Origin of the sequence: Cochleicola gelatinilyticus, assembly GCF_001637325.1 — a bacterium.
Taxonomy (GTDB): Bacteria; Bacteroidota; Bacteroidia; order Flavobacteriales; family Flavobacteriaceae; genus Cochleicola; species Cochleicola gelatinilyticus.
In genome coordinates this window covers 301,067-323,277 of record NZ_LRXL01000026.1, presented here as the reverse complement: position 1 = coordinate 323,277, position 22,211 = coordinate 301,067, and the positions used below count along the sequence as shown (strand labels likewise).

Sequence of the window (22,211 nt, the reverse complement as noted above, 5' to 3'; positions counted from 1 at the left end):
ATATACTATGAAAAGAATACTACTACTTCTTGTCTTATGCATGGCAGGAACAATCACAGCTCAAAAGATTAATTGGATAACCATGAATGAAGCTTTAGAAGCTCAAAAAAAGGTTCCCAAGAAAATATTTATGGATGTTTATACGGTTTGGTGTGGACCGTGTAAAATGCTCGACAAAAATACTTTTAGCAACAAAGATGTTATTGCGTATGTAAATGAAAATTTTTACGCAGTTAAATTTAATGCCGAAGGAACCGAAGAAGTCGTTTTTGAAGATTTTACATATACCAATCCTAATTACCAAGAGGGTAGAAAGGGACGAAATGCAACTCATTTCTTTGCAGATGCATTAAAATTAAGAGGCTATCCTAGCATGGTTTTCTTTAAAGAAGATGGAACGTTAATTCAGCCCATTACCGGATATCGAACACCACAACAATTAGAAATATACTTAAAAATGATCGCTAAGGATGATTATCTAGCTGTTAACACAGTTGAAGACTGGGAAGAATATCAAGCGAATTTTAAGAACACATTCAACGAGTAGGGTTTTTAGTTAAGTGTTTCGCTACTCTGCGATAAAAGCTCCCTTACTGCCAGTATGGTAAAAGGGGAGCTTTTTTATGTTACATGTGTTTCGCCAACGATTCACATACGAATTATAGTTGCTCCCATCAGCAATTATAAACTTTGGTTGCAAGGAATCAATAAGTCGTTCCAAATGTATTTTTGGACTATCGATTAAAAGTACGATTGAATTTTTTATTCGTTTTAAATAAATACCCGTACTATCTATTACTTGAACGTGCATATTGTTATACTGAAATTGCTTTGGAAGTGGTTCTTCTGAATACCTTGAAATAAAAGCCTCGATTCTATAGTCTTTAACAGGATTTAAATTCTTTTGAAGCATTGTGTCACTACTGAAAACTTTCAATTTATCTCCAGATTTATAGGCTATAAGTGTTTTTGCGTGCTTATGAAAAATTATTAAACTATTTGAAGCAGAACTATATTTTTCGAATATGAGAACTCCTAAAACTATTATAGTGCTAAATAAACAAAGTTGTATTCGATAATACGTAATACGATACCCTATTGCAATTAGACTTGTTATCAATAAATAAAATGCAATTACATATGTCCCAGGAAAGCTTATGTCGGTAAAAATGAAATGTTCTTGATGTGCTATAATACTTATAACCTTATTCATGTATTCTATGAGAGTACTGTACCAGATTGCTAGCTTTTCAAAAAGAAGTTCGAAGGCAGCAAGTACCACCACTATAATCCCAAAACACAATATAAATCCCAAAAACGGAAGGATAACTAAACTTGTAATAAAAAAGAGACTAGGAAACTGATGAAAATAATATAAGGTTAGGGGTAGAACTCCAAGCTGGGCAGCAATAGAGACTGTAAAGATATTCCATAGTAAACGATCTAAATAAAAACGGGGTTGGTAAAATCTTTTTAAAAGAGGATGTACTAATACTATAAAAAGTACAGCCAAATAACTTAATTGAAACCCCACTTGAAATAGCCATAACGGATTTATGGCTAGCAACACAAAATAAGATAGAAACAATGTATTTATTGTTTGGGTGGGTCGATCTAAAGTTTTTGCCAGAGCAAAAAATGTGAACATTGTTACTGCTCGGGTTACAGAAGGAGAAAGCCCTGTGATAAAAGCAAACCCCCATAAACAAAGAATTATAACACTTATTTGAACTCCTTTTCCAAATCTAATTCGCCGTAATGGATTAGATATAAAAAATAAAATAGCATACAATATGCCTACATGTAATCCAGAAACTGCCAGAATATGAATTGCTCCCGCCGCAGCATAATCAGAACGTAGATCTTCCGAAATATCACTTTTTTCTCCTAAAACTAACGCTTGTAGTATTCCTCTTGCGTCTTCCGATATAGGTGTCTTTTTTAATTGTTTAATTAAGTATAATCGAAATTTCGAGGCCTGTCCTCTTAAACTAAAGCTTCCTTTTCTTTGTTTTAAAATTGAAGCTGATTCGATAGAAACTTGATGTGAAATTCCTAAAGTTCTTAGATAGGCACCATAATTAAATTGAAAAGGGTTTAAAGGTTTTGTAAGTGCTTTAACTTTAACTGGCACTAAAATAATAGCGTCTGCAAGTAATAAGTATGGTACAGTGTCTTGTTTTATTGAGAGCAACACTTTACCTTGGGTACTTTGTTTGTTAGTTACTATTACTTGAGCAATATATTTTTGGCTATACCGATTTGGTTTTAATGTTTCAATGATTTTTAATTGTAGAAGCGTGGAAGAAGCTTCAGAAGAGCGGGAAGCATTTTCAATAAGATGTTGAGAAAAATGCTTTGGTTGAAATTCTGGGAGGCGAAGGTGATAATGAAAATAACCTATTCCGAAGAAACAGGCGTAAGAGAAAATTCCGAAGTAAATATGTTGAATTAATTGTCTTCGTGCAATCCACCAAAAGAAAAAGAGAACTATAAATAGAATAGGAATAGCAAATACTACCCACGTATTAGGTGACGAAAAATAATGTCCTGTCAGAATTCCTAAGGTGAGAAACACTGAAAATTTTACTATTGCTGTATTTATAAATTGCATGGTTGGCATTTAGAAGGCCAACAGGGGAGGAATTTAAATGTACAATTTTTTTAGAAAACTTACATTCTACATTTTTAGAATAAATTCAAAAGAATTTAGCGTACTTTATCGATGTGTTAAATAACTCTTCTAGCTTCTATAAAAGCACTTTTCCAATAATTTTCTTCAAGAGAAGAAATTATAACACCCCGGGAAGTAGTGGAATGGATAAAGAAAATTTCGCCGCGTTTGTTTTCTACTACAAGTCCTACATGATTTATAACTTTACGGTTTTTATTGGTTTGAAAGAATACTAAATCCCCCTCGTTGGTTTCTCGAAGCGAAATGCGAATGCCTCGCTTTGCCATATCCCTAGAAATACGGGGCATTATAATATCTTCTTCTTTAAAGGCAGTATATACTAGGCCAGAACAATCCATTCCTTTTTTAGTAGTACCTCCAAATTTATAACGGGTACCTTCAAAACGCTTTGCGTGATCCACTACTTTTTCAACCGTGTTATTCGAAATTAACACCTTATCGGGCTTATTTACAGTTTTATTGGGAATACGGCGTGAGCTTCCGCAAGAGGCTAAAAATATCGGGAAAAGTGCTAATAGAAGTAGTTTTTTCATGTAGGTTTTATAACGTTCTAAAATTATAAAAATTTCCTTCTAATTGGGAGGTGTCGTTTCCTAAATTTTTAATCATTAACTACATTTATGCGTTCTGTAAATAAAGATATAAATACATAAATGTAAAGTTTATTTGTCAAAATGTAAAATATATTTATATTTGTGTAAAGAATACTTGTTTTATTAAAATTATACTATTATGAATGTAAAGTCATTTATGGAATGTGAAAGAAAAAGTCTCGTAAATATGAAGCGATACCAGCTTCCGAATATATTCAAGAAAATTGGTGTAGGAATCATTATACTGTCTCTGGTTGTTTTAATTGTGAATAAATTTTCAATCGAGAATATCGACTTAAAGCTAACAGCCAAATATGGGATACTTGTAGGTTTATTGTTGATATCCATTTCCAAAGAAAAAATAGAGGATGAATTGGTTACTTCGCTTAGAATGCAATCGTATACCTTTGCATTTATTGCGGGTGTAATTATTACGCTATTAACAAACCCTTTGTTTAATTATATTTCTAATTTAATTTCAGAAAAGCAAGCTGAACATTTTGAAGGTGTTGGAGATTGGGAAATATTATGGATTCTGTTAAGTGTGCAGGTTTTTTATTTTGAATTCTTAAAACGAATGAATAAATGAAAAATCGATTAAAAATTGAAAGGGCAATACTTGAGCTTACACAAGATGAACTTGCTAATAAAATAGGAGTCTCTCGACAAACGATAAGCTCGATCGAAAAAAATAGATATGTTCCTTCAACGGTACTTTCATTAAAGCTTTCACATTTGTTCGGTAAACCTGTAAATGAGATTTTTATATTGGAAGAAAGTGAAATGCCTTCTTAAAGAAATGTATACTAGTTGCCAGAAATTAATATCTGTAGTGGTGTACATCCTTTTACGCAGCTTATAAGGTCTAAATTGAGTTTAATATTTTAAAAAGAAATAGATGTTACTTTGCCAGTTTAAGGGGCATTATGTATTATTTTTTTTCCCATTTCTCCTTATTTCAAAGCTTCTACAATTAACGTCGCAGTTTTTTCACTAGCACCTTTACCACCTAACTTATTTTCAAGATCGTAATAGTCTAAAAATAATGTAGCACGTTGATAAGGATCAAGAATATTCTTGAGTTCTTTTTTAAGCCGTTTTTTATTGAAATCGGTTTGAATGAGCTCGGTTACGACTTCTTTATCTAGAATAAGATTTACTAATGAAATGTATTTTAAATTAATTACACGTTTAGCAATTTCATACGAAATACGACTTCCTTTATAACAGACTACTTGTGGTACTTTAAAAAGACCTGTTTCTAGTGTTGCTGTTCCCGAAGTAACCAATGCTGCAAACGAGACACTCAACAGGTCGTATGTCTTGTTGAGGAGCAAATGCACGTTTTGTTTCTTAATAAAAGGTGCATAGAAATCGGCTTCTTGGCTAGGGGCTCCAGCAATCACAAATTGATAATCGGAAAAATCTTCAACTACCGAAAGCATCACTTCTAGCATTTTTGAGATTTCTTGTTTTCTACTTCCCGGGAGTAACGCAATAATGGGACGTTCGTCTAAGCCATGCTTTTCTTTAAATGTAGTAGGGTCGACTTGTTCTCGGTTCGAAATTTCATCTAGGAGCGGGTGTCCTACAAAATGAACGGGAAAATCATGTTTGTTTTCATAGAATTCTTTTTCAAAGGGTAGAATTACATACATGCTATCCACATCACGTTTTATCTTTTTTATACGATTTTCTTTCCATGCCCAAATCTGTGGAGAAATATAGTAATGTGTTTTAAACCCTTCTTTCTTTGCCCATTCTGCAATACGCAGGTTAAAACCAGGGTAATCAATAAAAATGATCACGTCAGGCTGAAAGCTTTCAATGTCTTTTTTACAGATTGAAATATTTTTTAGAATCGTACGTAAATTAAAAAGCACTTCTACAAAACCCATAAAAGCGAGATCTCGGTAGTGTTTTACTTGCGTGCCTCCTTGTTGTTCCATTAAATCTCCGCCCCAATACCGAAAGTTTGCTTTAGCGTCTTGACGCTTTAAAGCTTTCATTAAGTTGGCTCCGTGTAAATCTCCGGAAGCCTCTCCGGCTATGAGGTAGTATTTCATTTTCAGTAGAATTTAGAAATAAGGACAATGATCGATGCTAAGATTACAGCAAAAACAGCACCTCGAGCTCTGTATATCTGATTTTTTTTCAGAAAAATAAAAAAAGCGCATAACGTTAATACAGCTCCCAATGCAATAATATTTCCAAGAACATCTTCTTCTAGCGCAATTTGGAGCGTAGTTTCTAGGGTATATTCAGAAAAGAAAAAGATATACAAATAGCTCCCGGCAATGTTGGCCGCAATACCAATTAGAAATCCGATGAGTAATTCTTTCTTCATGATAACTCCCAAGTGTTAATGTCTTTAATTGCGTGATGCGCTGTTAGGTCAAATTGCACAGGAACCACAGATACGAATCCATTAGCAAGTGCCCATTCGTCGGTGTCTTCTCCTTTGTCATTATTTACAAACTCGCCCGTAAGCCAATAATAATCTCGTCCTAAAGGATTGGTGCGTTTGTCAAATTTTTCTTCCCAATGTGCATTGGCCTGTCGACATACTTTGACTCCCTTAATCTCTTTTGCGGATAACTTTGGAATATTTACATTAAGAACCACTCCTTTTGGCAATCCGTTTTCGATACATTGATTAACTAGTAATTTAATATATTTTTTTGCAGGTTCGAAGTCTGCTTCGAGCGAATAATCAAGTAAAGAGAAACCGATTGAAGGAATTCCCAATGTTCCTGCTTCTACTGCGGCACTCATGGTTCCACTGTAAATTACATTGATTGAAGAATTACTCCCATGATTTACGCCACTTACACAAAGATCAGGTTTTCGTTTTAAAATTTCGTTCACAGCAAGTTTAACACAATCAACTGGAGTTCCACTGCAACTATATTCTTGTTGTGGTTCGTCTTTGGTTACTTTCAATTTGTTGCAATACAGGGTGTCGTTAATAGTAATTGCGTGACCCATTGCACTTTGGGGGGCATCGGGAGCGACAACATATACATCTCCAATAGTATTCATTACTTCGATTAGGGCGCGAATACCTGGTGCGGTGATTCCGTCATCATTGGTCACTAATATAAGGGGTCTTTTCTTTGCCATTTTTAAATTTTCAAACAGCTAAAATACGGCTATTAATTTTGAATGCCATATTCGGAAAACTATTAATAATTACGAGTTTATTTTCCGAAGAAATAATACAATAAACCATTTTTCTGAAAGTTATCTAGTCAATTACTTTGTTTTGCTTATTTTGGTTTAACAAAAAATTAGTATCGATAAGGTTTATTGGCACAGTTTTTTATATACTTTAGAAGACTCAAATTTAAGATGATTGCTATGCGAATTATGAAAAAGAATTTTAAAATATTATTCCTTGCGGTTTTTGTAGCCGCAGCCTCTTGTAGTTTTACTACTAAAGAATTTAATGACCCCGATAAAGATAAACTTCTGGTAGACCTTATTACTCATGTATTGCAGCGTGGTCACTATGATTCTAAAGATTTAAACGATGAGTTTTCTGAAGGGGTATATACTAATTTTATCGATGGACTGGATCCTATAAAGAGGTATTTTCTTGCTTCAGATATTGCCGATTTCGAACAATTTAAATATGATATCGATGATCAGCTAAAAGAAAAGGACATTACTTTTTTCAATTATGTGTACGAACGTTTTGAAAAACGATTGGAAGAAGTAAAAGGAATGTATGCAAAAGTACTTGAAACACCTTTTGATTATACAGTAAATGAATCTATTAACGTAGATTATGACCATATGGCCTTTGCAGCAACACAAGCAGAGCGAGAAGAACGTTGGAGACAACAGCTTAAATTTTCTACTATATCGTCGTATTATGATCTTATTGAAGAAGAAAAAACTAAAGCGGATACCGAAGAAGACCACACCCCTCTTACTTCTACCGAATTAGAAAATAAATCGAGGGAACAAACACAAACTTCTTTGAAAGAATATTTTGACTTTACGAAGGATCTTGAACGCAAAGATTATTTCGCAATCTTTTTAAATACTGTTGTTGAGGAGTTCGACCCTCATACCAATTATTTCGCTCCACCAGATCGTGATCGTTTCGATTTACGCATGTCGGGTAAGCTGGAAGGTATTGGAGCGCGTCTTCAAAAAAAGAACGACTATATCAATGTAGTTGAAGTTATTAGTGGTGGTCCCGTTTGGAGAGGCGAGCATCTAGAAGTTGGAGATGTATTGCTAAAAGTACAACAAGAAGATGAAGATGAAGCTGTGAGTATTGTTGGTATGCGAATCGATGATGCTATTAAGTTTATAAAAGGGCCAAAAGGTACTAAAGTAACACTTACTGTAAAGCGAGTGGATGGCACGATCGATGAAGAAACGATCACAAGAGATGTGGTAGAATTAGAAGAGACCTACGCAAAATCTACGTTAATTAATACTGGAGAGAGAAATTTTGGCTTAATTAATTTGCCTCAGTTTTATTTTGACATGGAAAATTACAAAGAACGAAATGCAGCAAGCGATGTTAAAAAAGAAATAGTTCGCCTTAAAGAAGAGGGGATGGAAGGTCTAGTGTTAGATCTTAGAAACAACGGTGGTGGATCCTTAAGAACGGCAATAGATATTGCGGGACTTTTTATTAAGAAAGGGCCTGTAGTGCAAGTAGCCTCAAATGGAACTAATAAAGAAGTTTTAGAAGATGAAAGTGATGAGGTAGTTTGGGATGGTCCCTTAGTAATCTTAGTAAACGAATTATCTGCTTCTGCTTCAGAAATTTTAGCAGCAGCTATGCAGGATTATAAACGTGCAATAATTATTGGAAGTGCTCAAACTTATGGAAAAGGAACGGTACAAAATGTGATCGATCTAAACCAATGGATACGTCAAAGTGACCTTGGAGATATGGGAGCGTTAAAAATGACCACTCAAAAATTTTACCGAGTTAATGGTGGTTCTACACAATTGGAAGGTGTTAAAAGTGATGTGGTAATGCCAGATCGTTATAGCTACATAGAAATTGGAGAACGTGATTATGACAATCCGTTACCTTACGATAAAATTGAACCTGCCGATTATGAGATATGGGACGGATATGTGGATTTTCAGCAAACTATAGAAAAGAGTAAAGAGCGCATGAAAAAAAGTGAGCAGCTATCTTTAATTGATGAAAATGCACGATATATAAAAGATCGTCGAGATGAACTTGAAGTGGATTTAAACTTTAATAATTACACAGCAGAAATCGATCGCAGAAAAAATGAAACTAAGAAATTTGATGCTATCGACGAATACGATAATAAATTAAATTACACTTCTTTACCTGCCGAAATCGCATTAATGAAACAGGATACAACATTGCGAGAAAAGCGTAAAAGGTGGCATAAAAACTTATCTAAAGATATTTATGTTGAAGAAGCGATACATGTATTAGAAGACTTAAAATTAAATAACATTAAGGCATCTAAAGTAGCAAATCTTAAAAATTAGAATAGCTTGGTAAAGTACTCGGTATTTGTAATCCGCAACTTTTCCTTCCTCGATATTTTAAGTACATTTACGAGGTGAAAAAAGCAACCTCATTGACAAAAATTGCGCTCCAAAAGTTTAAGAAAAACTTTTGGGGCGTTTTTAGTTTTTGTTTTTTAGTAGCCTGTTTACTTGTTGCGATTTTTGCATATGCTATTGCCCCAGACGATTCTCAAAATGCAAATCAGATGCATTTGTCTATTCATTCAAAAAAGCCAGGATTTCAGGTTACCATGTTGACAATACCTTCGGCTGTAGATGAGGGTAATGGGATAACCGATTTTTTCTTCGGAAAAAAAAACACTGCCACAGAGATCCCGATCACACAATATAAGTTAAAGAAACAAGCAATTGAGATTACAGAGTACACAGCCGATGATATGGAGGGGCTTGAAAAAGAATATGCGCTTAGCTTATTTCCTAATGCACAAACAGTAACGGAAATTCCGAAGCAATATATAACTCAGCGTACATTTCATTTAGGAACCGATAAATATGGAAGAGATCTTTTAAGTCGTATGCTTATTGGTATTAGAATTTCTCTATCTATTGGTTTTGTGGCGGTGTTTATTTCGCTAGTAATAGGTATAACATTGGGTGCAATAGGAGGTTATTTTGGGGGTAAGATTGATGCTGCTATAATGTGGATAATAAATGTGACTTGGTCTATTCCTACCTTGCTTTTAGTAATAGCGATTACGCTCGCCTTAGGTAAAGGGTTTTGGCAGGTGTTTATTGCAGTTGGGTTGACCATGTGGGTAGAAGTAGCGCGAGTGGTAAGAGGGCAGGTTATGAGTGTAAAAAGAATGCAGTATGTAACTGCGGCACGAGCATTAGGATATACCGATTTTAGAATTATTACCAAGCATATACTTCCTAACGCAATGGCGCCAGTGATAATTATTAGCGCAGCAAATTTTGCCGGAGCGATTCTTATTGAAAGTGGCCTAAGTTTTTTAGGAATCGGGGCGCAACCACCAATGCCGAGTTGGGGTGGTATTATTAAAGATCATTATTCTTATATAATCTTAGGAAAACCTTTTTTAGCGATTATTCCTGGAATCGCCATTATGAGTTTGGTAACTGCATTTATGCTCATTGGAAATGCTTTACGAGATGCCTTAGATGTACGGAATACTTAATTTGTCCCTATGAATAGAAAATACCTTTACCCAATTTTAATTGTGCTCATAACCGCTGGTTTGTATTATGCAGAACAATATGTTGATAGAGAGAACGAACACTATCCCGATATTGAAAAGGAAAATAAAACAACTATTTCTTCGGAATTTAATAGCTCTTTCCTGCCAACCTCTACGACAGGAGCCATTGTGGAACATGTATATTATACACTATCCTATTCTGAAGCACATGAACAAGCCGAATGGGTAGCTTATTCTTTAGACAAATCACATTTTCGAAAAAATGACTTTAAAAGACCTTATTTTGTGGAAGACCGAGATGTAACGACTAAATCTGCCGACTGGCGTAATTACAAAAAATCAGGCTACGATCGTGGACATTTATGCCCAGCAGGAGATCGTGGTTTTTCGTACGATGCCTTTCATGAAACTTTTTTAACCAGTAATATTAGTCCTCAAAATCATGAATTCAATTCTGGAGTTTGGAATTATCTCGAGCAAAAAACAAGATATTGGGCTGAAAAGTATGATGGTGTATATGTAGTCACTGGGGGGGTGCTAAACAACGGACTAAAAGGGATTGGTTACGAAAATGTTTCAGTTCCTGAAGAATTTTATAAAATAGTTCTAGATGTGTCTCACGGAAACTATAAAACAATCGCATTTTTAATTCCCAATCAGCCTACGAACCAATCATTCTACGATTACGTAGTGTCCATTGATGTAATTGAAGCTAAAACAGGCATCGATTTCTTTCCGAAGCTATCAGAAAAAATAGAAAAAAAACTTGAATCTACGATCGATATACAGGCATGGGGAAAGAGAAATTAGTGTCTATTTCTAAGTATAATAATAATTTGAGCCATCTAATCGTACAAAGATAAATAGGAGAATTGTAAAGCCCCAAAGTCCAGAGCCTCCATAACTAAAGAAGGGGAGTGGTATTCCTACCGTAGGAAAGAGTCCCGTTACCATCCCTACATTCACAAAAAAGTGAAGAAAGAGAATAGCAGCTACACTATATCCATATACCCTGCTAAATTGGTTTTTTTGCCGTTCGGCTAACACGAGAGTTCTTAGAATTAGCCCTACAAATAGAGCTACAACAACAAGACTTCCTGCAAAGCCCCATTCTTCCCCTACGGTACTAAATATATAATCTGTATGTTGTTCTGGGACAAAATTTCCTTTTGTTTGTGTGCCTTGCGTCCATCCTTTTCCAAACCAACCTCCGCTTCCGATGGCAATCTCACTTTGGTTTGTATTGTAGCCAATACCTTTTGCATCTACTTCTTTTCCTAAAACAATATTAAATCGGTCGCGGTGACGTTGCTCGAATACATTGTTAAAAATATAACTTACCGAAAATGCAAATCCAATACACGCGATGGCAATTGTAGCGTATTTTAAAAGGTTTGGTCGGCGCTTACGGTTCTTCAAAAATACTAATACAGTTGCAAGCAATACGGCAAGCATTACCCAAATGGCCCCAAAGGCAAGTGTTGAAACAAATAAAGCAGCAGCAAAAAATCCTAATAAAAGGTATACGAAGTGTAGGCCTTCACGATAGAGTGGAAAGACAAATGCAGCATATACTAAAGCACTTCCAGGGTCGGGTTGCGGAACAATAAACAAAGCAGGAAGAGCTATTATAAGGAATGCGAATAACTGATGCCTAAACTCATTCATATTTGTTTGTATGTCACTCACATATTTCGCCAATGCTAAGGCGGTTGCTGCTTTGGCAAACTCACTTGGCTGTAAACTAACACCTCCAAATACATACCAAGAGGTGGCTCCAGAAATGTTTTTTCCGAAAACAAAAAGTCCTATCAACGAAAGGAGGGATACGATATATATAATACTAGCAAAGCGCTCATAAAATTTTGCGTCGAGCGCGAGTATAAAAATGATTAGCACGATACTTAATCCAATCCAAACTAATTGTTTTATATAGATCTGATTCATATCGAAAAACCCCGCTGTAGAATCACTTAATGAAGCAGAGTAAATATTCATCCATCCAATAGCTACTAGAGCAAGAAATAACACTATAGTGATCCAATCGAAACGAACAATGCTCTTGCCAAATGCCATTAGATATTTATTCTAAAAGGTTCGCCACTATGTGGTTTGGCATATTCTTCTTCCAGACTTCCTTCTAGCACGAACTTTTCCATATCGGTACGAGTAATTTCGCCTTTAATGTATTTTTCAATCATTAAACTGGCAATTCGTCCAGCCCATCTTGAACCCCAATATCCATTTTCTACAAATACTGCGATAGCGATTTTAGGATTGTCTTTTGGTGCGAAAGCAATAAAAATAGAATGGTCGGTGAGCTGAACCCTTTTTCCATCAATTTTGGTATAATTCTCGGCAGTACCTGTTTTACCACAAATTTCAATATCTGGAATACGAAGTCGTGTAGCGGTCCCGTTATTATAAACATCGTGCATTCCATCTACCACGGGTGTAAAATATTGTGGATCGATCGTGGTATGGTGCTTCTCTTTGTACACATTCGGGATAGTGTCTACTTTTTCTACATTCTTAATTATATGTGGTTTATAGTACCAGCCTCTATTTGCAATAGTAGCAGTAAAATGTGCCATTTGCATTGGGGTTAATGAAATTTCACCCTGTCCTATCGCATTTGAGATGGTTGCTGTAGCATACCATCTTCGTTCTGGATAATCATGAATCTTGTTGTAATATTTAGCATCTGGAATAAAACCGGGTCGTCCGCTGGGTAGATCATAGCCTAAAAAATCTCCTAAACCAAAACTACTTAAATGATTATTCCACCTATCTATGCCTTCTTGTGGAGTTGGATATTTTTCGACGGCCCTACGATACACAGTACAGAAATAAGCGTTACAGGAATTAGCGATTCCACCAACCATGGCTAACGGACTGCTATGATGGTGACACCCTAGTTTTCGGCCTCTGCCATAAACATATCCACCATGACAAGAGATACGTTCTTCGGCGTCTATAACGCCTTCTTCTAACCCAATAAGTGCTGTTAATGTTTTAAACGGCGATCCAGGAGGATACTCTCCTGAGAGTCCTCTATCGAATAGTGGCTTTGCAATGGTATCGTAATAGAGTTTCGTAAAATTTTTAGAGCGCTCTCGACCTACTAATAATGCAGGATCATAATAAGGCGCTGTTACCAAAGAAAGTATTTCTCCGGTAGCGGGTTCGATTGCAACAATGCCCCCCCGTTTGTTGACCATGAGTTCTTCTGCATATTTCTGAAGTTGTGCATCAATAGTAAGTGTGATGTCTTTTCCTCTTTCGGGCAGGGTGTCGAAAATACCATCTTTGTAAGGACCGATATCACGATTGAAGCGATCTTTCTGAATGTACTTTACACCTTTAACTCCACGGAGCACATCTTCATATTGGCGTTCTATTCCATTCATCCCGATAAGGTCTCCCATTTGATAGTATGGATTTTTATCGATGATACGATCGTTTACTTCAGCAATATACCCCAACACGTTGGCAGAATGAGAAACTTGATAATCACGAAGGGATCTTTTCTGAATATAAAAACCTTCGTATTTGTGCATTTTTTCTGATAAATATGCATATTCCGCTTTTGTTAATTGCGGAATAACAGGAGAGGGTAAACGAGGAGAGTATACCCGTGCCTTCTCAAGAATAGTTTCTAAACTTTCTTTATTTAGTTTTAATAAATTACAAAATTCTAGCGTATCGAAAGGTTGTACTTCTCTAGGAATCACCATTACATCATAAGAAGGTTGATTCGAAACTAAAAGGTCCCCGTTTCTATCGAATACATACCCGCGTTGTGGATAATCATATATTACTTTAATCGCATTATTATCAGATAGTTGTTTAAAGCTCGTGTCGTAAATTTGAAGATAGAAAAGTCTGCCCGCGAATACAACGCCAGTGATTAAGACTAGGGATAATAGTAATAATTTTCTCATTTGTTTCCGAAGTAATTTTCGGGGATTTTCAAATTAGTTCTTGCGGCTGAACAAAAGTAAGGTGCACAAAATTAATATCGTACTGAATACTCCTGAAAATAACGTAGATTTTAGTATCAAGAGTATGTGTTGAAGGCTAAAAATTTCAAAAATAAATAAAATGAAATGATGAAGCAGTACCATGATGGTGATATAAACAATTCTTTCGGTTACCGGGGCTTTGTTTAATTTAATCATGTTGTATTCGTAACTTACTCCAAACGAAAACTTTAAGGCTAGTGGGCGAATATAAGCGATAAAAACGGAGGCGGCTGCATGAACTCCTCCAGAATCACTAAATATGTCGATACTTAGTCCTAGTAAAAAGCTTAAAAATATTAGCAATGATTTGTTTCCGTCGAAGGGGAATACTAAAATGAAAATAATATAAAGATAGGGGTTAATGTATCCTAAAAAATTAATATGGTTTAAGAGCAGGGCTTGAAGCAATACTAGAGCAACAAATCGAAACAAGTTTGTTATAATGTCACTATTCTGCATCGTTTACCGATTTTTCCAGTTCTTTAATCTCTTCCGCTTCGGTGTTCTTTATGAGGTAAACATGATCTATACTAGTCATGTCGTTAAATAATAATATATCCAGATCGTAATAATTATCGTCTTTCCCCAGTTCAAATTCTTTGATAATTCCAATTAATATACCTTTTGGGAAAATGGTTGAGCGTCCTCCAGTAACAATAGTATCGCCTACCATCACAGGTGCTAAGCGAGGAACATCAATAAGTTGTACTACATTTGGATCTTTAGTATTCCAGACCAACGATCCAAAATGATTCGATTTTTTCAGTTTCGCATTAATTTGGCTGTTCGTGTTTAGAATCGATTGCACTGTAGCGTAATTCTTAGAGGTTTTATTAATTATACCCACAATACCTTTTGAAGTAATGGCGCCCATATCGGCCTTTAAACTATCGGAAGCCCCTTTATTTAGTGTAATAAAGTTTTTAGATCTTGAATACGAATTATTTATTACTCTCGCGCTACTAAACATATAGCGTGAAGGCAATAGGCTGCTATCGATTTTAACACTTATTTCTCCATTTTTAAAACCTTCTAATTGCTTTCGAAGGCGCATATTTTCTTCGATCAGATTTTTATTCTCATCTCCTAGTCTAAAATAATCGGTCACATTATTTCTAATAGAATAAATTCCGCCGCTAAAAAAATTCGCAGAACTTACAAATTTAGAAGTATGAAACGAGTGTGATTGAACGGTAAGAATAAAAGAGATAAAAAAAAGCAATGCAAACAACAGGAAGTTCTTATTCCGAATAAAAAAGAAAATGATCTGTTGCACGCTTTAGGGGTTTTAGCAGTGACGTAAATTAATCAGCTTGTTATTTGATCAATACGCTCTTGTATTTACTTAGGTTTTTAAGACAGATTCCTGTGCCACGAACTACTGCTCTTAATGGATCTTCGGCAATATATACAGGAAGATCTGTTTTTTGTGATAGTCGTTTGTCTAGTCCGCGTAGCATAGATCCACCACCAGCAAGATAGATTCCAGTATTATAAATATCAGCGGCTAATTCGGGTGGTGTTTGCGATAAGGTTTCCATTACTGCATCTTCAATTCGAAGTATGGATTTGTCTAATGCTTTTGCAATTTCACGATAGGAGGCTTGTACTTGTTTTGGTTTTCCTGTGAGTAAATCACGTCCTTGCACTGCCATATCTTCTGGAGGAAGTTCAAGGTCTTCAGTAGCGGCACCAATTTGTATTTTAATTTTTTCAGCAGAACGCTCTCCTACGTATAAATTGTGTTGTGTTCGCATGTAATACACAATGTCGTTGGTGAATACATCTCCTGCAATTTTAACCGATTTGTCACAAACAATACCACCCAGCGCGATTACCGCGATCTCTGTGGTACCACCTCCTATATCTACAACCATATTTCCTTTGGGTTGCATAATATCAACTCCAATACCAATAGCCGCAGCCATAGGTTCGTGAATGAGGTATACTTCTTTTCCGTTTACTCGTTCTGCACTTTCTTTTACTGCGCGCATTTCAACTTCGGTAATACCACTTGGAATACAGATCACCATACGAAGTGATGGGGTTAACCATTTCTTTTTTAGCGCAGGGATGTCTTTAATGAACATATTGATCATCTTCTCACTGGCATCGAAATCGGCAATAACACCGTCTTTTAAAGGACGAATGGTTTTAATGTTTTCGTGTGTTTTTCCTTGCATCATCGCAGCCTCTCTTCCCACTGCGATAATTTTGCCTGTGGTGCGGTCGCGTGCTACAATGGATGGAGCGTCAACAACAACTTTATCATTATGAATAATAAGTGTATTGGCTGTTCCTAAATCGATCGCTATTTCTTCGGTTAAGAAGTCAAAAAATCCCATAAGTTATTGGTGCAGTATTGGTGATAAAACGTGTTAAAATTCTGTATGTCACAAATGTAATAAAATTTAATGCTTAAAATGACGAGTACCTGTAAATACCATCGCCATTTTATGTTCGTTGCAATAATCGATGCTCTGCTGATCTTTAATAGAACCTCCAGGCTGAATTACTGCAGTGATCCCTGCGTTATCTGCTATTTCTACACAATCTGGAAATGGGAAAAATGCATCACTTGCCATCACCGCTCCATTAAGGTCGAAATTAAACGATTTTGCTTTTTCTATAGCTTGCTTTAAGGCATCAACTCTTGAGGTCTGTCCCGTACCACTTGCACACAACTGCCTTCCTCTTGCGAGCACAATTGTATTAGATTTTGTGTGTTTACAAACCTTAGATGCAAAGATCAAATCTTTTAACTCATTTGCGTCGGGTTTATTGTTAGTTGCATGAGTTAATCTGTCAATGCTGTCGGTAATATTATCTTTATCTTGAACGAGCGCTCCGTTAAGGCAACTCCGTGTGGTAGTTTGCGGTAAGGCAGTCTCTTTCTGAATTAATAAAATTCGGTTCTTTTTTCCTTTTAATATTTTTAAAGCAGCTTCAGAAAAAGAAGGAGCGATTACAACTTCACAAAATAATTTATGTATTTCATCTGCGGTAGGTTCATCTATTTCAGTATTACAAATTAAAATTCCACCAAATGCTGAAATTGAATCTCCAGCTAAGGCTGCTTCATACGCTTCAAGGATACTGTCCCGCTGAGCAATTCCACAAGCATTGTTGTGTTTTAAGATTGCAAAAGTTGGATCTTCTCCGGTAAATTCATTCATTAAATTTACTGCGGCATCAACATCTAACAAATTGTTATAACTTAATTCTTTTCCGTGAAGCTTGTCGAACATGGCTTCGAAATCACCGAAGAAGTATCCTTTTTGGTGTGGATTTTCTCCATAACGCAACACTTTCCCATTCGTCTCACTTATCTTTAATGCAGGAATACTACGGTCTAAATTGAAATAATTGAAAATCGCTGTGTCGTAATTTGAAGAAACATTAAACGCTTTTGCAGCGAATTTTTTTCGTGTTGCTAATGAAATATTTCCTTGGTCTTCTGAAAGTGCTTCCAAGAATTCTGAATAATCTTCCATAGAAGATACACAGACGGTGTCTTTAAAATTCTTTGCTGCAGCACGAATTAATGAAATACCGCCGATATCGATTTTTTCAATTATATCTGCTTCGGAAGCGCCTGAAGCTACAGTTTTTTCGAAAGGGTATAGATCAACAATTACCACATCTAATTGCGGTATATTATATTGCCCCATTTCCCGAACATCATTCTCGTTGTCTTGACGGTTTAGAATTCCTCCAAAAACTTTTGGGTGCAATGTTTTAACCCGTCCTCCTAGAATGGAAGGGTAATCTGTAACATCCTCCACAGGAATTACATTAATTCCTAGATCATTAATAAATTTTTGAGTACCTCCTGTAGAGTAGATCATCACACCTAGTTCGTCCAGTTTTTTTACAATAGGCGCAAGCCCGTCTTTATGAAATACAGAAATTAATGCTGAGGTTATTTTTTTTGTGGCACTCATGGAAGTTATGTGTTAAGAAATTTTGGTCTTAAAAGGTGCAAAAATACATAATCAACGTATAATTTTGTAACAATTGTTAATAGAAAACGTCATACGTTTCATAACTTTATTGTTCGATGATGTTACTGTTTTTATAGATTGAAGGTGCGCTATGTTTCGAATAGCAGAAATGAATTAAAAAGAATAAGGTTTTACACTTAAACTATGAATGCATAATTTTAACCAATTACCAGTATAACCCACATGCTAATTTATCTTCGTGTTCTTAAAGAAAGTTTTAATTTTGCGATTAACGCATTAAAAAACAACAAACTACGCACATTTTTGTCGTTGGTAGGTGTTACAATTGGTATCTTTTCTATTATTGCTGTACTGGCGGCAGTCGATTCGTTGAAAAAAGAAATTGAAGGAAGTATTAGTAGTTTAGACACTAGTACTATAATTATTATGCGTTTTTCTTTTGGTCAAACTGATATTCCACGATGGAAATCACAACAGTTTCCAGACGTGACTTACGAAGAATTTCAACACATCGAACGATATACTCCTAATCTCGATGCCGCAACATTTACTATGAATGTTCCCAATGAAACTATTAAATATGAAGATCGACAAGTAGATGATGTACCAGTAGCTTCGGTGACCGATAGTTATTATTATATCGAATCGCTTCAGCTTGCAGAGGGACGTTTTTTCAATGAATCTGAATCGAACAGTGGTTCTCCTGTAGTTGTGTTAGGAGATAAAATTGCTGAAGAATTATTTGGAGGTGCACAAAATGCAATAGGTAATGAAATACGGCTCTACGGAAGAAAGTTTTCGGTAATTGGTGTGCTGGAAAGAGAGGGCTCTGGTTTGTTTGGAGGCTCAAAAGATACTTCAGTTTGGATTCCTGTGAATATGGTGCGTCGTATTTTTGGCGATAATAACAAAAGTACCTTTCCGCAAATTGTTGTGAAACCTGAGAAAGGTGTCGATAATGCTGAGTTTATAGCTTTATTAACTCAGCAACTACGATTAAAACGAGGATTACGGCCTGATGAGGGAAATACTTTCTTTGTGAATCAGTTGCAAGGGTTTGCAGATTTTATCGATGATATTACGGGTACTATGAATTCAATCGGATGGCTTATCAGCGGATTTTCATTGTTAGTAGGTGGCTTCGGAATTGCCAATATCATGTTTGTAAGTGTAAAAGAACGAACGAATTTAATTGGAATTCAAAAATCATTGGGCGCCAAAAACAAATTTATACTGTTTCAATTTTTATTTGAAGCAGTGATCCTGGCAGTTATTGGAGGATTAATTGGACTTGTTTTAGTGTTTTTTGTTTCGCTACTGGCATCGCAGTTTACTGGTGATTTCGAATTTGTACTTTCTCCCTGGAATATGTTTTTAGGAACAGCGATTTCTGCAATAATTGGATTGATAGCGGGAATACTACCTGCGATTTCTGCTTCAAAATTAGATCCAGTAGAAGCAATTCGTACAGGAATGTAAGTTCGATCAAGTGCTTAAACTAAAAATATGGAAGTGTACAGATAAAATAGCTAGTGGTGCTGTTATAGTAGTTATAAAATCAACGCTACTTTTTCATTAACCCATTCTAAAAATCGTTCGTCTTCAATAGAAAAGGGATCGGCAATATGAGAATCAATATCTATTTGCCCAATATTCACTCCGTCTTTAAATAAAGGAACCACAATTTCAGCTTTTACATACAGATTGCAGGCGATGTAGTTGTTTTGTGCTTTTACATCTGGTACTACAAAATTTGCATTGCTTTCGGCAACTTGTCCACAAATACCTTTTCCAAAAGGAATAACGGTGTGTTCTGTGGGTTCACCTGCAAAAGCTTTAAGGTGCAAGGTTCGTTCGGCTTCGTTCGCAAAATAAAATCCAACCCAGTCGTAATATCCAATAGAGCTTTGTAGCAGCTCACATACTTCGATAAGTCGTTGCTCGCTAGTTTCACGGTCGTTCGCTAAAATTGTATTTACTTTAGGTTTTAAAGCATCAAAAGGCATGGTGTCTAATTTTAAGTAAATGTATTTTAAAAACGCTTCATCTGCCAACATAGAATGCTGTATTTTTGTTAAAATCATAGAATCGATTGAAATCACTCTTTTTAAAATATGCAAGCGTTGTTCGGTTTATAGGGTTGTTTTTTGGAACATACCTAATACTTAGCTTACTTTATGCAGGGTACTTGCACCTGTCTACAAACAGTATGTATTATCCCGATCCTATTACCCATTTAGTAGCAAAGCAAAGCACAAATGCCATCCAAGGATTTGGTTATAATGCGACAATTCTTCCTCACGAGTTTAAGCCTCAAATGGTTTTAAATATGAATGGAACTTATCTTGCTAGCATTGTTGAAGGTTGTAATGCTGTTAGTATTATAATCTTGTTTTTTGCTTTTGTAGTTGCTTTTGCAGAAGGTTTTAAAAAAACATTTCTATTCTTAGTTACAGGAGCGGTTTTAATTTACGCGATGAATATTGCCCGAATTATCATTTTAGCTATAGCGCTACATGCATACCCACAACACGAAAAAATATTACACGGTGTTTTGTTTCCTGCGCTTATCTATGGAATGGTGTTTTTATTATGGGTTTTTTGGATTCGAATGTTAAACACAAATGCGGTCGAAAAAAATGAATAAAATTTTAAAAATAGGGTTTCTAGCACTTTTAGGTTTTGGATTTTTAGTGATACGTATGTTCGAAGAATCTCTTTTTTATGATCCTTTGCTTGCCTTCTTCAGAAGTGATTATAGCCAACAATCACTTCCAGATATGAATACGTTCAAATTAATTGCAAATATTGGTTTTCGCTTTTTTCTAAATACGGTTCTTTCGCTAGCCGTTCTTTTCGTTTTATTTCAGAAAAAAGGAATTCTATTATTTTCCGTAGTAATGTACATTTTGTTTTTTGGGGTGCTTTTGCTGTTATTTTTATTTTTTCTTTTCACTTCAGAAACAGGTGAGTATATGGCATTGTTTTATATAAGGCGCTTTTTAATTCAGCCAATATTATTACTTCTTTTAGTGCCTGCATTTTATTTTCAACTTAGTAAGAAGTAGAAAATTTTGGTATCTTTGAAAAGCTAAAGAAACGCACTATGAAAAATTATATCTTTATTACTTTTTTGGTTAGTTCACTTGTTTTTATTGGGTGTAAAAATGAAACCAAAGAAGCAACTCCCGAAATTAAAACTGTAGAAACTACCCTTGAGAAAGACAAAGATGTGGCAGCGGTAACGGGAGTGGAATTTGAAGATCCCAAAATTGGAAGTGCTTATACTGCTTACATTAATCTTAAAAAAGCATTAGTTTATACCGATAATGTAAAAGCTTCGGCAGCCGCATCAAACTTAATGACGGCCTTTGCAAATGTTGGTGTAGATAAAGAGTTACTTCAAGCTACTCAAAACCTTCAAGATGCTGCGGATGTAGAAGTACAACGCAAAGAATTTGTTTCAATTACTAAAGGGGTTGAGAAAATGATCGATGGGGCCTTAACTTCAGGTACAATTTATAAACAATATTGTCCAATGGCTTTTGGGAATACTGGAGCCTATTGGTTAAGTGAGAGCAAGGAAATTAGAAATCCATACTTTGGTGATAAAATGCTAAAATGTGGTAGAGTAGAATCTAAGATTGAATAAAAGACTATAATTTAAAAGGAGTTTCTTCGCTTATTTAAAGTAAGTTTAGTTTTATATCTTTGCATTGGTGAAAAAAATTATTTCCATAGTAATGATTCTTTTGCTGCTCACAAGCAGTACAGGTATTTCGTACGCACAACATTTTTGCGGTGATTTTGAAATTCTTTCAGAAATAACTTTTGGTAAAAAAGAACTTTCTTGTGGAATAGACATGAAAGGTCCTAATTGTGATATGAAGGTTTCAAGTCACAATTGTTGCGATAATCATTACACCAGTATTAGTACCGACGATCATTTTGCAAAAGTGCAATTTCAGGTCGATTTTACTACAATTTATATTACTTCATCCGTTCCTGTTTATGAGTTGCAGAGCGAAATACAATACAATGCATCATTACTTTCTTATGCGGAAAATCATCCGCCACCGTTAGAGCAAAACCTTCTTATCTTGTTCAGTACCTTCCTTATTTGATTTCTTTTTTTAATTGAATTTTCACGAATACGTATTTATCGTTCGAAAATTCTAGTACACTTTAATAATTACAAAAACAGAACTTCAAGAAGGAGTTTTAAACCT

General features: G+C 35.4%; 22 protein-coding genes. 11 read left to right on the top strand and 11 right to left on the bottom strand.

Translation table 11 applies throughout. The features are described 5' to 3' along the window. Positions 1-7: 7 nt before the first annotated feature. The gene (locus ULVI_RS03445) at positions 8-547 is read left to right on the top strand and encodes a thioredoxin family protein (protein ID WP_068589798.1); all 540 of its coding nucleotides are present in this window, start codon (positions 8-10) and stop codon (positions 545-547) included. A 21-nt stretch (positions 548-568) separates the two neighbouring features. Here the strand turns inward: ULVI_RS03445 and ULVI_RS03440 are convergent, their stop codons facing one another. Both ULVI_RS03440 and ULVI_RS03435 read right to left on the bottom strand, forming a co-directional pair. Then, positions 569-2,614 carry a ComEC/Rec2 family competence protein gene (locus ULVI_RS03440; RefSeq protein WP_197463476.1) on the bottom strand — a complete coding sequence of 682 codons (2,046 nt, stop codon included), beginning with the start codon at positions 2,612-2,614 and terminating at the stop codon, positions 569-571. A 116-nt stretch (positions 2,615-2,730) separates the two neighbouring features. Further along, positions 2,731-3,228, bottom strand: coding sequence for a C40 family peptidase (locus ULVI_RS03435; protein WP_068589797.1), 498 nt, complete (start codon positions 3,226-3,228; stop codon positions 2,731-2,733). Between the two features lie 199 nt (positions 3,229-3,427). Here ULVI_RS03435 and ULVI_RS03430 point away from each other — a divergent pair, with 199 nt between their 5' ends. Both ULVI_RS03430 and ULVI_RS03425 read left to right on the top strand, forming a co-directional pair. Then, complete coding sequence (locus tag ULVI_RS03430) at positions 3,428-3,877, top strand: hypothetical protein (RefSeq protein WP_068589795.1); 450 nt, start codon at positions 3,428-3,430, stop codon at positions 3,875-3,877. Beyond that, positions 3,874-4,083 (top strand): helix-turn-helix transcriptional regulator, encoded by a 210-nt coding sequence (locus ULVI_RS03425; protein WP_068589793.1) that lies wholly within the window; start codon positions 3,874-3,876, stop codon positions 4,081-4,083. Before ULVI_RS03430 ends, ULVI_RS03425 begins: the two co-directional genes overlap by 4 nt. A gap of 158 nt (positions 4,084-4,241) precedes the next feature. Here ULVI_RS03425 and lpxB read toward each other — a convergent pair whose 3' ends face one another. Genes lpxB through surE form a run of 3 tightly spaced genes read right to left on the bottom strand, consistent with a single transcriptional unit; the run spans position 4,242 to position 6,411 of the window. Then, positions 4,242-5,354: a lipid-A-disaccharide synthase gene (lpxB, locus tag ULVI_RS03420; protein ID WP_068589792.1), complete on the bottom strand. Its 1,113-nt coding sequence runs from the start codon at positions 5,352-5,354 to the stop codon at positions 4,242-4,244. 2 nt (positions 5,355-5,356) lie between these two features. Then, the gene (locus ULVI_RS03415; protein ID WP_317039820.1) at positions 5,357-5,635 is read right to left on the bottom strand and encodes a hypothetical protein; all 279 of its coding nucleotides are present in this window, start codon (positions 5,633-5,635) and stop codon (positions 5,357-5,359) included. Continuing rightward, positions 5,632-6,411 (bottom strand): 5'/3'-nucleotidase SurE, encoded by a 780-nt coding sequence (gene surE / locus ULVI_RS03410; RefSeq protein ID WP_068589791.1) that lies wholly within the window; start codon positions 6,409-6,411, stop codon positions 5,632-5,634. Before surE ends, ULVI_RS03415 begins: the two co-directional genes overlap by 4 nt. A 246-nt stretch (positions 6,412-6,657) precedes the next feature. Between surE and ULVI_RS03405 the strand changes: the two genes are divergently transcribed. The 3 genes from ULVI_RS03405 (at position 6,658) to ULVI_RS03395 (ending at position 10,802) form a co-directional block, all read left to right on the top strand. Then, on the top strand, positions 6,658-8,790 hold the full coding sequence (locus ULVI_RS03405; RefSeq protein ID WP_068591346.1) for a carboxy terminal-processing peptidase: 2,133 nt from the start codon (positions 6,658-6,660) through the stop codon (positions 8,788-8,790). Between the two features lie 74 nt (positions 8,791-8,864). After that, positions 8,865-9,971: an ABC transporter permease gene (locus ULVI_RS03400; protein WP_068589789.1), complete on the top strand. Its 1,107-nt coding sequence runs from the start codon at positions 8,865-8,867 to the stop codon at positions 9,969-9,971. A gap of 9 nt (positions 9,972-9,980) precedes the next feature. Further along, the gene (locus tag ULVI_RS03395; RefSeq protein WP_068589787.1) at positions 9,981-10,802 is read left to right on the top strand and encodes a DNA/RNA non-specific endonuclease; all 822 of its coding nucleotides are present in this window, start codon (positions 9,981-9,983) and stop codon (positions 10,800-10,802) included. A 9-nt stretch (positions 10,803-10,811) separates the two neighbouring features. Here the strand turns inward: ULVI_RS03395 and rodA are convergent, their stop codons facing one another. The 5 genes from rodA to purH form a co-directional block, all read right to left on the bottom strand. Beyond that, on the bottom strand, positions 10,812-12,068 hold the full coding sequence (gene rodA / locus ULVI_RS03390) for a rod shape-determining protein RodA (RefSeq protein WP_068589785.1): 1,257 nt from the start codon (positions 12,066-12,068) through the stop codon (positions 10,812-10,814). Then, positions 12,068-13,936: a penicillin-binding protein 2 gene (gene mrdA, locus ULVI_RS03385; RefSeq protein ID WP_068589783.1), complete on the bottom strand. Its 1,869-nt coding sequence runs from the start codon at positions 13,934-13,936 to the stop codon at positions 12,068-12,070. Before mrdA ends, rodA begins: the two co-directional genes overlap by 1 nt. Before the next feature lie 529 nt (positions 13,937-14,465). Continuing rightward, entirely contained in the window at positions 14,466-15,293 is an 828-nt protein-coding gene (gene mreC / locus ULVI_RS03375; RefSeq protein ID WP_068589777.1) for a rod shape-determining protein MreC, read from the bottom strand. A gap of 40 nt (positions 15,294-15,333) precedes the next feature. Then, positions 15,334-16,362, bottom strand: a complete 1,029-nt coding sequence (locus tag ULVI_RS03370) for a rod shape-determining protein (protein ID WP_068589775.1) — start codon at positions 16,360-16,362, stop codon at positions 15,334-15,336. A 66-nt stretch (positions 16,363-16,428) separates the two neighbouring features. Beyond that, positions 16,429-17,961 carry a bifunctional phosphoribosylaminoimidazolecarboxamide formyltransferase/IMP cyclohydrolase gene (gene purH, locus ULVI_RS03365; protein WP_068589773.1) on the bottom strand — a complete coding sequence of 511 codons (1,533 nt, stop codon included), beginning with the start codon at positions 17,959-17,961 and terminating at the stop codon, positions 16,429-16,431. 243 nt (positions 17,962-18,204) lie between these two features. Here purH and ULVI_RS03360 point away from each other — a divergent pair, with 243 nt between their 5' ends. After that, complete coding sequence (locus tag ULVI_RS03360) at positions 18,205-19,461, top strand: ABC transporter permease (protein WP_068589771.1); 1,257 nt, start codon at positions 18,205-18,207, stop codon at positions 19,459-19,461. A 71-nt stretch (positions 19,462-19,532) separates the two neighbouring features. Here the strand turns inward: ULVI_RS03360 and ULVI_RS03355 are convergent, their stop codons facing one another. Beyond that, a complete protein-coding gene (locus ULVI_RS03355; protein WP_068591343.1) occupies positions 19,533-19,988 on the bottom strand; it encodes a GAF domain-containing protein in 456 nt (151 codons plus the stop codon). A gap of 86 nt (positions 19,989-20,074) precedes the next feature. Between ULVI_RS03355 and xrtF the strand changes: the two genes are divergently transcribed. The 4 genes from xrtF to ULVI_RS03335 all read left to right on the top strand — a co-directional run bounded on the left by xrtF (position 20,075) and on the right by ULVI_RS03335 (position 22,106). Next, positions 20,075-20,629: an exosortase family protein XrtF gene (gene xrtF, locus ULVI_RS03350; protein WP_068589769.1), complete on the top strand. Its 555-nt coding sequence runs from the start codon at positions 20,075-20,077 to the stop codon at positions 20,627-20,629. After that, a complete protein-coding gene (locus ULVI_RS03345; protein WP_068589766.1) occupies positions 20,622-21,050 on the top strand; it encodes an exosortase F system-associated membrane protein in 429 nt (142 codons plus the stop codon). The genes xrtF and ULVI_RS03345 overlap by 8 nt, the downstream gene beginning before the upstream one ends. A gap of 38 nt (positions 21,051-21,088) precedes the next feature. Continuing rightward, a complete protein-coding gene (locus tag ULVI_RS03340) occupies positions 21,089-21,634 on the top strand; it encodes a DUF3347 domain-containing protein (RefSeq protein ID WP_068589764.1) in 546 nt (181 codons plus the stop codon). 67 nt (positions 21,635-21,701) lie between these two features. Further along, complete coding sequence (locus ULVI_RS03335; RefSeq protein WP_157632561.1) at positions 21,702-22,106, top strand: HYC_CC_PP family protein; 405 nt, start codon at positions 21,702-21,704, stop codon at positions 22,104-22,106. Positions 22,107-22,211 lie beyond the last annotated feature (105 nt).

Coding starts and splice junctions, on each gene's coding strand:
- ULVI_RS03445 (WP_068589798.1), top strand. CDS start 8: ATGAAAAGAATACTACTACTTCTTGTCTTATGCATGGCAGGAACAATC.
- ULVI_RS03440 (WP_197463476.1), bottom strand. CDS start 2,614: ATGCAATTTATAAATACAGCAATAGTAAAATTTTCAGTGTTTCTCACC.
- ULVI_RS03435 (WP_068589797.1), bottom strand. CDS start 3,228: ATGAAAAAACTACTTCTATTAGCACTTTTCCCGATATTTTTAGCCTCT.
- ULVI_RS03430 (WP_068589795.1), top strand. CDS start 3,428: ATGAATGTAAAGTCATTTATGGAATGTGAAAGAAAAAGTCTCGTAAAT.
- ULVI_RS03425 (WP_068589793.1), top strand. CDS start 3,874: ATGAAAAATCGATTAAAAATTGAAAGGGCAATACTTGAGCTTACACAA.
- lpxB (WP_068589792.1), bottom strand. CDS start 5,354: ATGAAATACTACCTCATAGCCGGAGAGGCTTCCGGAGATTTACACGGA.
- ULVI_RS03415 (WP_317039820.1), bottom strand. CDS start 5,635: ATGAAGAAAGAATTACTCATCGGATTTCTAATTGGTATTGCGGCCAAC.
- surE (WP_068589791.1), bottom strand. CDS start 6,411: ATGGCAAAGAAAAGACCCCTTATATTAGTGACCAATGATGACGGAATC.
- ULVI_RS03405 (WP_068591346.1), top strand. CDS start 6,658: ATGAAAAAGAATTTTAAAATATTATTCCTTGCGGTTTTTGTAGCCGCA.
- ULVI_RS03395 (WP_068589787.1), top strand. CDS start 9,981: ATGAATAGAAAATACCTTTACCCAATTTTAATTGTGCTCATAACCGCT.
- rodA (WP_068589785.1), bottom strand. CDS start 12,068: ATGGCATTTGGCAAGAGCATTGTTCGTTTCGATTGGATCACTATAGTG.
- mrdA (WP_068589783.1), bottom strand. CDS start 13,936: ATGAGAAAATTATTACTATTATCCCTAGTCTTAATCACTGGCGTTGTA.
- ULVI_RS03370 (WP_068589775.1), bottom strand. CDS start 16,362: ATGGGATTTTTTGACTTCTTAACCGAAGAAATAGCGATCGATTTAGGA.
- purH (WP_068589773.1), bottom strand. CDS start 17,961: ATGAGTGCCACAAAAAAAATAACCTCAGCATTAATTTCTGTATTTCAT.
- ULVI_RS03360 (WP_068589771.1), top strand. CDS start 18,205: ATGCTAATTTATCTTCGTGTTCTTAAAGAAAGTTTTAATTTTGCGATT.
- ULVI_RS03355 (WP_068591343.1), bottom strand. CDS start 19,988: ATGCCTTTTGATGCTTTAAAACCTAAAGTAAATACAATTTTAGCGAAC.
- ULVI_RS03345 (WP_068589766.1), top strand. CDS start 20,622: ATGAATAAAATTTTAAAAATAGGGTTTCTAGCACTTTTAGGTTTTGGA.
- ULVI_RS03340 (WP_068589764.1), top strand. CDS start 21,089: ATGAAAAATTATATCTTTATTACTTTTTTGGTTAGTTCACTTGTTTTT.